This is a genomic window from Pseudomonas sp. GW821-FHT07F05 (genome assembly GCF_059418765.1).
In genome coordinates this window covers 214560-228718 of sequence record NZ_JBWKQL010000003.1, presented here as the reverse complement: position 1 = coordinate 228718, position 14159 = coordinate 214560, and the positions used below count along the sequence as shown (strand labels likewise).

The 14159-nt window shown below is 62.8% G+C and carries 11 protein-coding genes; 1 reads left to right on the top strand and 10 read right to left on the bottom strand.

Going from position 1 to position 14159, the window contains the following annotated elements; all coding sequences use genetic code 11:
* Positions 1 to 185: 185 nt before the first annotated feature.
* The 10 genes from lysS to AC07RO_RS08775 all read right to left on the bottom strand — a co-directional run bounded on the left by lysS (position 186) and on the right by AC07RO_RS08775 (position 12751).
* Entirely contained in the window at positions 186 to 1688 is a 1503-nt protein-coding gene (gene lysS, locus AC07RO_RS08820) for a lysine--tRNA ligase (RefSeq protein WP_065990265.1), read from the bottom strand.
* Between the two features lie 114 nt (positions 1689 to 1802).
* A protein-coding gene (prfB, locus tag AC07RO_RS08815; RefSeq protein ID WP_108120905.1) for a peptide chain release factor 2 occupies positions 1803 to 2898 on the bottom strand; the annotation gives its coding sequence in 2 pieces (ribosomal slippage) (positions 1803 to 2825 and positions 2827 to 2898; 1095 coding nt in all).
* A gap of 159 nt (positions 2899 to 3057) precedes the next feature.
* Positions 3058 to 4062, bottom strand: coding sequence for a response regulator (locus AC07RO_RS08810; RefSeq protein WP_192170793.1), 1005 nt, complete (start codon positions 4060 to 4062; stop codon positions 3058 to 3060).
* 45 nt (positions 4063 to 4107) lie between these two features.
* Positions 4108 to 5118, bottom strand: coding sequence for a chemotaxis response regulator protein-glutamate methylesterase (locus AC07RO_RS08805; RefSeq protein ID WP_192170792.1), 1011 nt, complete (start codon positions 5116 to 5118; stop codon positions 4108 to 4110).
* Entirely contained in the window at positions 5115 to 7451 is a 2337-nt protein-coding gene (locus AC07RO_RS08800) for a hybrid sensor histidine kinase/response regulator (protein ID WP_192170791.1), read from the bottom strand. Before AC07RO_RS08800 ends, AC07RO_RS08805 begins: the two co-directional genes overlap by 4 nt.
* Positions 7448 to 8131 (bottom strand): chemotaxis protein CheW, encoded by a 684-nt coding sequence (locus AC07RO_RS08795; protein WP_495085844.1) that lies wholly within the window; start codon positions 8129 to 8131, stop codon positions 7448 to 7450. Before AC07RO_RS08795 ends, AC07RO_RS08800 begins: the two co-directional genes overlap by 4 nt.
* Positions 8128 to 9483 carry a CheR family methyltransferase gene (locus AC07RO_RS08790; protein WP_495085843.1) on the bottom strand — a complete coding sequence of 452 codons (1356 nt, stop codon included), beginning with the start codon at positions 9481 to 9483 and terminating at the stop codon, positions 8128 to 8130. The genes AC07RO_RS08795 and AC07RO_RS08790 overlap by 4 nt, the downstream gene beginning before the upstream one ends.
* Complete coding sequence (locus AC07RO_RS08785; RefSeq protein ID WP_495085842.1) at positions 9480 to 10016, bottom strand: chemotaxis protein CheW; 537 nt, start codon at positions 10014 to 10016, stop codon at positions 9480 to 9482. The genes AC07RO_RS08790 and AC07RO_RS08785 overlap by 4 nt, the downstream gene beginning before the upstream one ends.
* A gap of 9 nt (positions 10017 to 10025) precedes the next feature.
* Complete coding sequence (locus AC07RO_RS08780) at positions 10026 to 11588, bottom strand: methyl-accepting chemotaxis protein (protein WP_244655837.1); 1563 nt, start codon at positions 11586 to 11588, stop codon at positions 10026 to 10028.
* Between the two features lie 404 nt (positions 11589 to 11992).
* Complete coding sequence (locus AC07RO_RS08775) at positions 11993 to 12751, bottom strand: tellurite resistance TerB family protein (protein WP_495085841.1); 759 nt, start codon at positions 12749 to 12751, stop codon at positions 11993 to 11995.
* 255 nt (positions 12752 to 13006) lie between these two features.
* Here AC07RO_RS08775 and ydcS point away from each other — a divergent pair, with 255 nt between their 5' ends.
* A complete protein-coding gene (ydcS, locus tag AC07RO_RS08770) occupies positions 13007 to 14158 on the top strand; it encodes a putative ABC transporter substrate-binding protein YdcS (protein WP_495085840.1) in 1152 nt (383 codons plus the stop codon).
* Position 14159: the final 1 nt, after the last annotated feature.

The window sequence follows — 14159 nt, the reverse complement described above, 5'->3', positions numbered from 1 at the left end:
TCACATCACAGCAACGTCAGCTTACGGCGGTGTCTGCGCCGACGTCATCGCGAGCAAGCTCACTCCTATAATCGGCGGAGTGCCCCTGTAGGAGTGAGCTTGCTCGCGATAGCATTTCCAAATGCAGCCGCGCACTACGAACAGACAAAAAAAAGCCGCCCTGCGCAGGCGGCTTGTTTTGACGCTTAGGCTTGCGGCCGCATGTGCGGGAACAGGATGACGTCACGTATGGACGGCGAGTTGGTCAGCAGCATGACCAGACGGTCGATGCCGATGCCCTCGCCCGCGGTCGGCGGCATACCGTATTCCAGCGCACGGACGAAGTCTGCGTCGTAGTGCATGGCCTCGTCGTCGCCCGCATCCTTGTCCGCCACCTGAGCCATGAAACGCTCGGCCTGGTCTTCCGCGTCGTTCAACTCGGAATAGGCGTTGGCGATTTCGCGGCCGCCGATGAACAGCTCGAAGCGGTCGGTGACGTTCGGGTTGTCATCGTTGCGACGGGCCAGCGGCGACACTTCGAACGGGTACTGGGTGATGAAGTGCGGCTGCTCCAGCTTGTGCTCAACCAGCTCTTCGAAAATCATCACCTGCAGCTTGCCCAGACCTTCAAAGCCCAGCACCTTGGCGCCGGCTTTCTTGGCGATGGCGCGGGCCTTGTCGATGTCGTTCAGGTCATCGGCGGTCAGCTCGGGGTTGTACTTGAGGATCGAGTCGAACACCGACAGACGCGCAAACGGCTCGCCGAAGTGGAACACCTTGTCGCCGTACGGCACGTCGGTGCTGCCGAGCACCAGCTGGGCCAGCTCACGGAACAGCTCCTCGGTCAGGTCCATGTTGTCTTCGTAATCAGCGTAGGCCTGGTAGAACTCGAGCATGGTGAACTCGGGGTTGTGCCGGGTCGAAACGCCTTCGTTACGGAAGTTGCGGTTGATCTCGAACACTTTCTCGAAGCCACCCACAACCAGACGCTTGAGGTACAGCTCAGGCGCGATGCGCAGGAACATTTCCAGGTCCAGCGCGTTGTGGTGAGTCTCGAACGGCTTGGCCGCTGCGCCGCCCGGGATGGTCTGCAGCATCGGCGTTTCGACTTCAAGGAAGTCGCGCTGCATCAGGAAGCTGCGGATGTGGGCGATGACTTTCGAGCGAACGCGGAAGGTTTCACGCACGTCATCGTTGACGATCAGGTCGACGTAACGCTGGCGATAACGCTGCTCGGTATCGACCAGGCCATGGTGCTTGTCGGGCAGCGGACGCAAGGATTTGGTCAGCAGGCGCACGTTCGTCATTTCGACATAGAGGTCGCCCTTGCCGGAACGGGCCAGGGTGCCTTCGGCTGCGATGATGTCGCCCATGTCCCAGGTTTTCACCGAGGCCAGGGTTTCTTCCGGCAGGGTCTTGCGGTTGACATAGACCTGGATGCGACCGGTCATGTCCTGAATCACCATGAACGAGCCACGGTTGAGCATGATGCGCCCGGCAACCTTGACCGGAATCGCCGCTTCAGCCAGCTCTTCCTTGGTCTTGTCCGCGTACTGTTTCTGCAGGTCGTTGCAGTAGTTTTCGCGACGGAAGTCGTTCGGGAAGGCGTTGCCCTTGGCGCGCTCGGCCGCAAGTTTTTCCTTGCGCAGGGCGATCAGGCTGTTTTCTTCCTGTTGCTGGGCTTGCGGGTCGAGTTGTTGGTCGCTCATGTCTTGATTATCCATCACAGATTCGTGGCCCTTCGTCTGGCCGGGAAGCGCGACGAAGGATCGCGGGCGGCGACGTCATGATGACGCGCCCGACCCGCAACAGTGGTGTGGCGATTACAGGCCCTGTTTGAGGCTCGCGATCAGGTATTCGTCGATGTCGCCATCGAGCACCTTGTCGCAATCGCTGCGTTCGACGCTGGTGCGCAGGTCCTTGATGCGCGAGGCATCGAGCACGTACGAACGGATCTGGTGACCCCAGCCGATGTCCGACTTGGTGTCTTCCAGCGCTTGCGAGGCCGCGTTGCGTTTCTGCACTTCCTGCTCGTACAAGCGTGCCCGCAGCATCTTCATCGCGGTGTCTTTGTTGGCGTGCTGGGAACGTTCGTTCTGGCAGCTGACCACGGTGTTGGTCGGCACGTGGGTGATCCGGACCGCCGAGTCAGTGGTGTTGACGTGCTGACCACCGGCGCCCGAGGAGCGGTAGGTGTCGATGCGCAGGTCCGACGGGTTGATGTCGATTTCGATGTTGTCATCGATTTCCGGCGACACGAACACGGCCGAGAACGAGGTGTGGCGACGGTTGCCGGAGTCGAACGGGCTCTTGCGGACCAGACGGTGTACGCCGATTTCGGTGCGCAGCCAGCCGAATGCGTATTCGCCCTTGATGTGCACCGTGGCGCCTTTGATGCCGGCGACTTCACCGGCCGACAGTTCCATGATGGTCGCGTCGAAGCCGCGCTTGTCAGCCCAGCGCAGATACATGCGCAACAGGATGTTCGCCCAGTCCTGGGCTTCGGTGCCGCCGGAACCGGCCTGGATGTCCAGGTAGGCGTTGTTCTGGTCCATCTCGCCGCTGAACATGCGACGGAATTCCAGTTTTTCCAGGGCCTCGCGAAGACGCTCGACTTCAGCGGCAACGTCGTCGACGGCGGCCTGGTCTTCTTCTTCGGCGGACATCAGCAACAGGTCCTTGGCATCCACCAGGCCGGTGCTCATTTCGTCGAGGGTGTCGACGATCTGCGCCAGCAGCGAACGCTCGCGGCCCAGTTCCTGGGCGTACGACGGGTTGTTCCAGACGTTTGGATCTTCGAGCTCGCGGTTAACTTCGGTCAGACGATCATGTTTGTGATCGTAGTCAAAGATACCCCCGAATGGTTTCGGAGCGCTCGGACAGGTCCTTGATGCTGTTTAGGATCGGGTTGATTTCCATGGTGGGCAGCACTCGCAGGCGATTTTCACAAAGCCGGCGAGTATAGCGCAGCGAACCCCCCGATGGCAGCCCGTTGGGCAGGGCTGGGTCGTGATCGTCGTTCTTTGCGGGGACATCACCTGGTTACGCCCAGAGCGCGCAGGAATGTGGGTCCTCGCCCTACCCCATCGCCACCTGATTGCGCCCGTTATGCTTCGCCGCGTACAGCCCCTGATCCGCAGTCTGGATCAGCTGGCGACTGTGGCTGCCCACTTGCGGGACGACAGTGGCGAGACCGATGCTGACCGTCAGGCTGGAGCCTTGGCTGGGCGCGACGTGGGGAATGTTCATGCTGGCGATGGTCTGGCGCAGTTTTTCCGCCAGCAAACGTGCGCCACCCGGGGAGGTATTGGGCAGCACCAGCGCGAACTCTTCGCCGCCGTAACGTGCGGGCAGATCGGAGGGACGGCTGGAGTTGGCGCGGATGGCCTTGGCGACCTGACGCAGGGCTTCGTCACCTTCGAGATGCCCGAAGGCGTCGTTGTAGGCCTTGAAGTAATCCACGTCGATCATCAACAGCGAGATCTGCGTCTGCTCACGGGTAGAACGGCGCCATTCCAGCTCCAGGTACTCGTCGAAGTGACGGCGGTTGGACAGGCCGGTCAAGCCGTCGGAGTTCATCAGGCGTTGCAGCACCAGGTTGGTGTCGAGCAGCTGTTGCTGGCTGACGCGCAACGCACGATAGGCTTCATCGCGCTGCAGCAGCGTCATGTACGAGCGCGAGTGGTAACGAATGCGTGCGACAAGTTCGATGTTGTCCGGCAGTTTGACCAGGTAATCGTTGGCCCCGGCGGCAAAGGCGGCGCTCTTGATCAGCGGGTCTTCCTTGGTCGAAAGCACGATGATCGGGATGTCCCGGGTCTTCGGATTGCTGCGGTACTCACGCACCAGCGTCAGGCCGTCGAGGCCGGGCATGACCAGGTCCTGAAGAATGACCGTCGGCTTGATCAGGATCGCTTGGGCAATCGCCTGATGGGGGTCCGCGCAGAAATGGAAGTCGATGTTTTCTTCCTGTGCCAGCCCACGTCGGACGGCCTCGCCGATCATGGCCTGATCGTCGACGAGCAACACCATGGCAGCGTTTTCATCCGTGGCGTGCAGATCGTCCAGTTGCAAATCATGCATTCGGGGTCTCCTGGTCACAGGTCGGCTGTGAAATCACCTGGAAATTCATTGGGTGAATACCTCCTTCAAGCGAGGTGCAATCGATTCCAGAGAGCGAATTTCCGTGGCGGCGTCGATGGCCGCGGCCGCTTTGGGCATGCCATACACCGCACAGCTTTCCTGATTCTGGGCGATGGTGAGAAAGCCCCGCTGACGCATCAGCTTGAGTCCCTGCGCACCATCACGGCCCATGCCGGTCAACAAAACACCCACTGCGTCACCATTCCAATAGCTGGCCACACTTTCGAAAAACACGTCGATGGAGGGCCTGTAAATTTCGTTAACCGGCTCTGCGGTGTACGCCAGCGTGCCGTTCCTGAGCAGACGAATATGGTGGTTGGTGCCTGCCAGCAGCACCGTGCCCACTTGCGGCGGCTCGCCATGGCGCGCCAGCCTGACCTCCAGCCCCGAAGAGCTGCTCAGCCATTGCGCCATCCCTTCGGCGAACACCTGATCCACATGCTGCACCAGTACGATGGCGGCCGGGAAATCCGTCGGCAGCGCCTTGAGCAGTATTTCCAGTGCAGCGGGGCCGCCGGCCGATGAGCCGATCGCGATCAACCGCTGACGCTGTGCCGACTCGCGCACCGGTGGCGGCACAGGGCGAACCCGCGTGTCCCGCTCGCCAATGAGCCAGCCTATATTAAGTATCTTGCGCAACAAAGGCGCGGCGGCATCCTTGGGGTTGCCGGCACCCAGCGCGGGCGTATCGACGACGTCCAGCGCGCCATGGCCCATGGCTTCGAACACCCGATGCACATTCTGCTCGCGGTCCACGGTGACGATGACGATGGCGCACGGCGTCGCCGCCATAATACGTCGAGTGGCCTCCACGCCGTCCATCACCGGCATGATCAGGTCCATCAGGATCAGGTCGGGCGTCAGCTGCGCGCAACGCTCCACCGCCTCGGCGCCATTGCTGGCCACCCAGGCAATCTGGTGCGCCGGCTCAAAGGCCAGCGCGCGGCGCAACGCCTCCACTGCCATGGGCATGTCGTTGACGATGGCAATCTTCATCCCTGCGCATCTCCTATCAACTCAACGACCGCATCGAGCAGCGCGTCGTCATGGAAACTGGCCTTGGCCAGATAGTAATCGGCGCCAGCGTCCAGGCCGCGACGGCGATCTTCTTCACGGTCCTTGTACGACACCACCATCACTGGCAGCGATTGCAGGCGGCTGTCGCGGCGCACCAGCGTCACCAGTTCGATGCCGTCCATGCGCGGCATGTCGATGTCGGTGATGAGCAAGTCGAAATCCTCACCGCGCAAGGCGTTCCAGCCGTCCATGCCATCCACGGCCACGGCGACTTCGTAACCCCGGCTGGCCAGCAACTTGCGCTCCAGCTCGCGCACCGTCAGCGAATCATCGACCACCAGCACGCGCTTGCGGGCTTGGGTGTCCGCCTGCTGGCTGCGCCGGTCAATGCGCGCCAGGCGTCCGGTATTGAGCAGTTTCTCCACCGATCGCAGCATGTCTTCAACGTCGATGATCAACACCGCCGAGCCATCGTCGAGCAAGGCGCCCGCGGAAATGTCCTGAACCTTGCCCAGGCGCGGATCCAGCGGCAGAACCACCAACGTGCGTTCGCCGATGAAGCGTTCCACGGCGACGCCATACACGGCATCGCGCTCGCGAATGACCACCACTTTGAGCACGTCTTCACTGTGCTGGCTGGCCGGGCGGTTAAGCAACTGCGTGGCGGCCACCAGCCCGACATGTCGCTCCTCGTGCCAGAAATGCTGACGCCCTTCCAGCTGCACAATCTCGTCGGCGCGCACGTCACGCATCCGCTCGATGTGCGCCAGCGGAAAGGCATACGCTTCGCCGCCAACGTCCACCACTAGACTGCGCACCACCGACAAGGTCAGCGGCACTTCCAGATGGAAACGGCTGCCCTGCCCGGCGCGCTGGTCCATTTCGACGCCGCCACGCAGTTGCCGAATCATGTGTTGAACCGCGTCCAGCCCGACGCCTCGGCCAGACACTTCGGTGACCGTGTCGCGCATGCTGAAACCGGGCAGGAACAGGAAGCTCAGCAGTTCTTCTTCGCTCAGCTGCGCAGCGGTTTCGGCGGGCGAGAGTTTGCGCTCAATGATATTCAGGCGCAGGCGCTCGAGGTCGACGCCGGCGCCGTCATCGATCAGCTCGACCACCAGCAGCCCGGCCTGGTGCGACGCCTTCAGTTGAATCAGCCCCTCGGCCGGCTTGCCGCAGGCGAGGCGCTGTGCGGGCAGCTCGATGCCGTGGTCGACCGCATTGCGCAGCAAGTGGGTCAGCGGTGCTTCGAGTTTTTCCAGCACATCGCGATCAACCTGAGTCTTTTCGCCGTCGATTTCCAGGCGCACCTGCTTGCCCAGCGAGCGCCCCAGATCCCGGACCATGCGCGCCTGACCCACCAGCACATCGGCAAACGGGCGCATGCGGCAGGCCAGCGCGGTGTCGTAGAGCAGTTGCGCGCGTTGCGACGCCTGCCAGCCGAACTCATCGAGATCGGCCGTCTGTTGAATCAGCAAATGCTGCGCTTCGCCGAGCAGACGCCGCGCTTCCTCCAGCGCCTTTTGCGCGTCGGGATCGGTGTTGGCGCCGAGCAAGGCTTCAAGACTGTCCAGTGCTCGGGTGGCGCCGGTCTGAGTGCGTTTGACCCGCTGCATCGCGGCCAGATAAGGCTTCAACCGTTGGGTCTCGACCAGCGACTTGCTCGACAGGTCCAGCAGGTTGTTCAAGCGTTCGGCAGTGACGCGCAGGACCCTTTCCCCGGTCTCGGCCACACGTCGTTCACCGGGGCCATCTGCTTTAGGCGCCAGGTCGGCAACGGGCTCGACGACGGCGGCGGCCAGTTCTTCGGCGGCCGAATCCTGCGCAGACTGAAGCGAGGTGACCAGCGACTGCGCGTTGGCAAGCAGGATGTCTTCAAGGGAAGGCAACGCGGTGGGCACCAGCATGGCTTTCATGGCCGGATCGGCGCTGACCATGTTGTTCATCAGCGCCACATAGCCGTCCACATCCGCCTGAGGCACGCTGGCGCCGGGCGTGGCGATGCGCATCAGCAAATCGGTGCCCATCAGCAAGGCGTCGATGTGCTCGGGCAGCAGGTGCAATCGGCCTTCCTGGGCGCTGACCAGGCAGTCTTCCATGACGTGGGAAACGCTGACGCCCGCGTTGACCCCGACAATCCGCGCCGCGCCTTTCAGCGAATGGGCCGCGCGCATGCACGCTTCCAGTTGATCAGCCTGAGTCGGATTGCGCTCAAGGGCCAGCAGGCCCGCGCTCAACACCTGAGTCTGGGCTTCCGCCTCCAGGGTGAAGAGTTCGAACAGCGACGCGTCGCGCATTTGATCGGGCGTCATGTCAGGCTCCGGTTCACGGCCGACAAGAGCTGGTCTTCATCGAGCAGGCGCAGGCTGCGGTTCTTCCATTGCACGACGCCTCGGGTGAAGCGTGCGTTGCTGTTCTGTGCCGACGCCGAGGCGTTGTCCAGCAGGCGCGCTTCGATGGCATGAATGCCGTCAACCTCGTCCACCGGCACCACCACCGGACCGCCGTCTGCCGAAACAATCAGCATGCGCGGCATTGTGCGGGCATCCCCGACCGGCGCGACTGAAGGGTCCAGTCCGAGCAGTTCGACGAACGACAGGCAGGCCACCAGGGCGCCGCGCACATTGGCAACGCCCAGCAAGGCTCGTGAACGCTGGTGCGGAAGCGAATGAATGGCTTGCACCGGCGACACTTCCACCAGACACCGGGTCGGCAGGCCGAGCCACTCTTCGCCGAGACGAAACACCACGGTCGAGCGGGTTTCGACGTCGACGGCCAGCGCATCGGTGTGCATCGACACGCGCTGCTCCTGGGCCAGCGAGTAACGGTCGAGCAAGCGTGTTGCCGCTGCCGAGTACACCGAGCAGTTGCGGCAATGAATATGATCGGCAAGTAGCGGGCAGGACCGGTCGCCATGGATGCCGATGCGGTTCCAGCAGTCGTCGATCGCCTCGGCGGTGTCGCTGACCAGCTCTGTGTGTACGCGACTCATCCGCTGCGTCCTTCTTTAGTGACACCCCGTGCCGCGCGCTCCTGCAGCCGCCGGGCCCCTGCGCTGTCGCCCTGGGCGGCGAGCAGCGCGGCCAGTTGCGCCAGGGTTTCCGGATGCTGCGGCTGCAGATACAACGCCTTGCGATAAAACCCTTGTGCCGCGCTCGCGTCCCCCGCCACTTCGCTGAGCAGGCCCAGCCAGTAAAACACCGGGGCGACCGGTTCGAAGCGCTTGAGGTACTGCTCACAGGCCACCTTCGCCTCGGCACTGCGGCCTTCATTGGCAAGGGCCGCGATGCTGTGCAATAACTCGGTAGCGTCGCCGTTGCCCGCGCCCGGCGCCGCCACCGCTTTGATGTCGGGTCTGAGAGCAGCCCTGCGTTCTTCGGTCAGCGCAGGATCATTCAACAACCTCGGCGCAAAGGGCTGCGGTTTACGAGCGCCGCGCGACAGGGCCGATGTTGGGTAAGCAGACGTTGGCTGAGCAGGCGATGAATCGCTTCGCGACGGCGCCATGGCTGGGGCAGTCCAGACGCTGTGGGGTTCGGTGGTAGCCTCGTCACGCCGACGAAAGGCGAACGATTGGGGAATGCCAATCGACACCATGCCCATGCGCCCGAGCAGGCTGCCCTCGGCGGGACCGATGAACAGCACGCCGTCGTCGCGGGTCATGCGTTTCAGCGCATCAAAACCCTGACGCTGGGTGTCGACGTCGAAGTAGATCAGCAGGTTGCGGCAGAACACGAAATCGTAGGCCGACTGCGCCACCGGCATGGAGGGATCGAGCAGGTTGCCGGACTGAAAGCGGACCTGATCACGGACCCGCTCCTCCAGTCGATAGCCCTCCTCGACCGCGCTGAAAAAACGTTCCCGGAAACCCAGCTGGTCGCCGCGAAAGGAGTTTTTGCCATACACGCCCTGGCGCGCGCGCTGTATCGAAAGCGGGCTGATGTCCACTGCCTCGACGCTGAACTGCGGCCCGCGCAGACCGGCGTCGAACAGCGCCATGGCGATGGAATAAGGCTCTTCGCCGGTGGAGCACGGCAGGCTGAGAATCCGCAGCGGACGCACGCCATTGAGCTGCGCCAACCGGGCGTTGGCCAGCTTGCCGAGGGTGGCGAAGGATTCCGGGTAACGGAAAAACCAGGTTTCGGGGACGATCACCGCTTCGATCAGCGCCTGTTGCTCGTCCGCCGAAACCAGCAGCGTCTGCCAGTAGTCGTCGTGGTCCCGCGCCTTGGACAGCGTGCAGCGCTGACGCACGGCGCGCTCGATGATCGCCTCGCCCACCGACGCGACGTCCAGCCCGATGCGGTCCTTGAGAAAGGCGAAGAAACGCGCGTCGCTGCTCATGGCGCCGCCTCGAAGGCATCCGGGCTCATGGGCTCCTCGGGAAACAACAGTTCGCGCACGGCGTCACTGAGCAAGTCATCCACACGTATCCATTGCAGCAGGCCGTGTTCGTCCTCGCGCACCGGGCCCAGGTACGGCGCCTGTGAGTTGTCCAGACCATAGGCTTTGAATTCATGGGGCGAGCAGCGCAACGTGTCGGTCGCCTGTTCGAGGATCAGGCCCAACTCACGCGGCGGGCGATCGCCGCCGAGGCGGTAGTGCACCAACACCAGCCGTGTGCTGGTACGCAACGGGGCGGGATGGCCGAAGGTCAGCGCGCTGAGATCGATGACCGGGACGATCGCACCTCGGTGGGCAAACACACCCGCGACCCAGTGCGGCGCTTGGGCGATGGGCTTGAGCATCAGCCGTGGCAGCACTTCGGCGACTTCTGTCGCTTGCAGCGCATAGCGTTCCGCGCCGATGCGGAACAGCAGAAACAGCTTGTTCTTCGGCAACACCGCAGCGCTGCGCTTGGCTGAATGCTCGATCATGGGCCTGACTCAGACCTTGAAACGCGAAACGCCGCTACGCAGCCCCACCGCCACCTGGCTGAGCTCGTCGATGGCGAAGCTGGCCTGACGCAGGGATTCGACGGTCTGGCTGCTGGCATCACCCAACTGCACCAGCGCCTGGTTGATCTGTTCGGCGCCAGTGGCCTGAGCCTGCATGCCTTCGTTGACCATCAACACACGCGGCGCCAGGGCCTGCACTTGATGGATGATCTGCGAAAGCTGCTCGCCGACCTGGGTCACTTCGTACATGCCGCGACGCACTTCTTCGGAGAACTTGTCCATGCCCATGACGCCCGCCGACACCGCAGACTGGATCTCGCGAACCATCTGCTCGATGTCGTAGGTGGCCACGGCGGTCTGGTCGGCCAGACGCCGGACTTCGGTGGCGACCACGGCGAAACCACGGCCGTATTCGCCGGCTTTTTCCGCTTCGATGGCGGCATTGAGCGACAGCAGGTTGGTCTGGTCGGCGACCTTGACGATGGTCACCACGACCTGATTGATGTTGCCGGCCTTCTCATTGAGGATCGCCAGCTTGGAGTTGACCAGATCGGCCGCGCCCATGACCGAGTGCATGGTTTCTTCCATGCGCGCCAGGCCTTGCTGACCGGAGCCCGCCAGGACCGAAGCCTGATCCGCCGCTGAGGTTACTTCGGTCATGGTGCGCACGAGATCCCGGGACGTTGCGGCAATTTCCCGCGATGTGGCGCCGATTTCCGTGGTGGTCGCAGCAGTCTCTGTGGCCGTCGCCTGTTGCTGCTTGGAGGTGGCAGCAATCTCGGTCACCGACGTGGTCACCTGAATCGACGAGCGCTGCGCTTGGGACACCAATGCCGCAAGTTCGGCGACCATGTCGTTGAAGCCAGTCTGGACCGATCCGAATTCATCGTTGCGATCCAGCGCCAGCCGCGTGCTCAGGTCGCCGGTGCGCATGGTCTCGAGAATCTGCACGATGCGGTTCATCGGCGCCAGAATCGCGCGCATCAGCAACAGGCCGCACGCCGCCGCCGCCAGCAAGGCAATGATCAACGAAATGCCGAGGGTGATTTTGGCGCTGGAGACGGCGGCTTGAATGGCGTCGGACGCCTTGTCGGCGACCACCTTGTTCTTGGCGCCGAGTGCGTTCAGCTGTTTACGACCCTCAAACCACGTGGGGGTGAGTTGCTCGGCGAAAATCCGTTGGGCCAGCGCGTAGTTGTCGCCCTGATAAGCCGCAAGCACACCGTTGAGCACGAGCTGGTAGCGTTCGCGCAATTGCAGAAACTGGGCGAAGTCGTTGCGATCCGATTCGTCGAAGATGCTTTTCTGGTAATTGACGATCTGCGCCTGCAGGCGGTCTTCGAATTCTTTGTACTGGTCTTCTTCAGCGCTGGTGAGGTCGCGACCGGCGCCTTCACTGAGCAAATGCTGGGTGGCTACGTAGCTTTCGACCCAGGCGCCGCGCACGGTGCTGCTGTAGAAAACGCCGGGCAGCGCGTCCAGTCGTACGGCATCGCCGCTGCTCTCGATCACCAGCAGGCGATTGAACGACACGATCACCATCAACAGCATGATGGCGATGATGACAGCGAAGCTCGCCAAAATCCGTTGACGCAACGTCCAGTTCTTCACAGTCAGCCCTCAAGGGTTCAACGCCGGCATGACCGGGTTCAAGAAGCGGACCGACGGACGGTCCAAAGCGAGCGGGAGTATAGCCTAGTGACTTCCCAATAAACGGGCTGTTTCCGACAAGGAAAACGCCATATCACACAGCCAGATCGGAAGTGTCTTACACGCTATCGGCTTGATGCGACGTTGCTTGATGGTACGAGTGCGTTGTTGGCGGATGTCTGCAGCGGACGTTCAGCGCACGGGGGAGAAATGCGGGTCAGGCCCCAACGGTTGTTGGGCCTGACCCGCAGATTTGCGGGTGTCGGATGGTGTATCCGGGACGGGTGGCTGGACAGGCTGACGGTTTAAGGCTGCGCCTGACGCACTTGGTGCTCAAGCTCGGTCTTGAGGGCGGGATCGAGCTTCAGCTGCTTGGCGAGTTCGTCCAGGTAAGCGCGCTCCATGAAGTGTTCTTCGTCGACCATCATCACGCTGGCCAGGTACATCTCGGCGGCGATTTCCGGGGTCTGCGCCGCGCGGGCGACATCGGCCGGGTCCAGCGGCTTGTTCAGTTCAGCGTGCAGCCATTGCTGCAGTTCGTTGTCGCCGGTGATGCGGGTGAACTCGCCTTCGATGAGTTCGCGTTCACGGTCGTCAACGTGGCCGTCGGCCTTGGCCGCTGCCACCAGCGCCCGCAGGATGGCCTCGCTGTGCTGCTCGACCTGGGCCGGGGGCACGCGGTCCACGGTTTGCGGCTCAACCGGTTGAGCCACACCCTGACTCGTCTGCCAGTTTCCGTAGGCCTTGTACGCCAGCACGCCCAACGCTGCGAGCCCGCCATAGGTCAGCGCTTTGCCGCCCATTTTGCGTGCGCCTTTGTTGCCCATCAGCAAGCCCATCGCGCCCGCTGCCAACGCGCCGCCACCGGCCCCGGAGAGCAGCCCGCCAAGGCTCCCGCCCAGCTTGCCGCCCAGGCCGCTGCCACCGACTTTGCCGAGCAGATCGCCAAGACCGCCCTGCCCGTTTTGCCCGCTTTTGCCGCTCTTGTCGTGAGCGCCGGCCTTGTTTTGCAGCAGGTCCTGGCCGGATTTCAACAGTTGATCGAGTAAACCGCGCGTGTTCATGACTTCACCTTCAGAAGGGGGACAGACGATTCGACCCGCAGGTTAAGGCGAAGGCACCGACGCGCGCCGGGCGGGTTTGCTTCTGAATGTTGCGGCGACTGAGCGTCCAGAGGCCGGATGGTTTTCGCTCCACCGCATCCGCCCTGCACGAATGGGCTCGGTATTTGCTGCGCCAAGTTTGTCGAGGCTCGAACGGGGCACTACGCTCTGCACCACCGATCTCTGCCCAAACAACCACCATGAGGCAAACCCACCATGTCCGTGCACAAGACTGCGATTCTGAGCGCCGTGATCACCGCCCTATTCACCAGCGGCGCGGTGCAGGCCGCCGAAGCACTCACGGCGGTGGGCGATGGCGAGGGGGAACTGGATATCGTGGCGTGGCCGGGCTACATCGAACGCGGCGAAAGCGACAAGGCCTACGACTGGGTGACCGGCTTCGAGCAGGAAACCGGCTGCAAGGTCAACGTCAAGACCGCCGCAACCTCCGACGAGATGGTCAGCCTGATGACCAAGGGCGGGTACGACCTGGTCACCGCGTCGGGCGATGCGTCGTTGCGCCTGATCGCCGGCAAGCGTGTGCAGCCCATCGACCCCACGCTGATCCCGAACTGGAAGACCCTTGACCCGCGCCTGAAAGACGGCCCCTGGTACACGGTCGAGAACAAAACGTACGGCACGCCGTACCAGTGGGGGCCGAACGTGCTGATGTACAACACCAACGTGTTCAAGACGCCGCCGGTCAGCTGGAGCGTGGTGTTCGAGCCGCGGGATTTGCCCGACGGCAAACCGAACAAGGGCCGGGTCCAGGCCTACGACGGGCCGATCTACATCGCCGACGCCGCGCTGTATTTGAAGACCGCCAAACCGGAACTGAACATCGTCGACCCTTACCAGCTCACCGAGACCCAGTACAAGGCGGTACTCGACCTGCTTCGCGCTCAGCAGCCGCTGATTCACCGCTACTGGCATGACGCGACGGTGCAGATGAGCGACGTGAAAAACGAAGGTGTGGCAGCGTCGAGTTCGTGGGGTTACATGGTCAATGGGCTGGTCGCCGACAAGCAGCCCGTCGCCTCGACCATCCCCCAGGAAGGCGCCACCGGCTGGGCCGACACGACGATGTTGCACGCCGAGGCCAAACACCCCAACTGCGCCTACAAATGGATGAACTGGTCGCTGCAACCGAAAGTTCAGGGCGACGTTGCGGCCTGGTTCGGCTCCCTGCCGGTGGTGCCTGACGCGTGCAAGGGCAACGAGCTGCTCGGCGCCGAGGGTTGCGAGACCAACGGGTTTGACCTGTTCGACAAGATCGCTTTCTGGAAAACACCCCAGGCCGAGGGCGGCAAATACGTACCGTACAGCCGCTGGACGCAGGATTACATTGCGATCATGGGCGGGCGTTAAG

Coding starts and splice junctions, on each gene's coding strand:
- lysS (WP_065990265.1), bottom strand. CDS start 1,688: ATGAGCGACCAACAACTCGACCCGCAAGCCCAGCAACAGGAAGAAAAC.
- AC07RO_RS08810 (WP_192170793.1), bottom strand. CDS start 4,062: ATGCATGATTTGCAACTGGACGATCTGCACGCCACGGATGAAAACGCT.
- AC07RO_RS08805 (WP_192170792.1), bottom strand. CDS start 5,118: ATGAAGATTGCCATCGTCAACGACATGCCCATGGCAGTGGAGGCGTTG.
- AC07RO_RS08800 (WP_192170791.1), bottom strand. CDS start 7,451: ATGACGCCCGATCAAATGCGCGACGCGTCGCTGTTCGAACTCTTCACC.
- AC07RO_RS08795 (WP_495085844.1), bottom strand. CDS start 8,131: ATGAGTCGCGTACACACAGAGCTGGTCAGCGACACCGCCGAGGCGATC.
- AC07RO_RS08790 (WP_495085843.1), bottom strand. CDS start 9,483: ATGAGCAGCGACGCGCGTTTCTTCGCCTTTCTCAAGGACCGCATCGGG.
- AC07RO_RS08785 (WP_495085842.1), bottom strand. CDS start 10,016: ATGATCGAGCATTCAGCCAAGCGCAGCGCTGCGGTGTTGCCGAAGAAC.
- AC07RO_RS08780 (WP_244655837.1), bottom strand. CDS start 11,588: ATGCTGTTGATGGTGATCGTGTCGTTCAATCGCCTGCTGGTGATCGAG.
- AC07RO_RS08775 (WP_495085841.1), bottom strand. CDS start 12,751: ATGAACACGCGCGGTTTACTCGATCAACTGTTGAAATCCGGCCAGGAC.
- ydcS (WP_495085840.1), top strand. CDS start 13,007: ATGTCCGTGCACAAGACTGCGATTCTGAGCGCCGTGATCACCGCCCTA.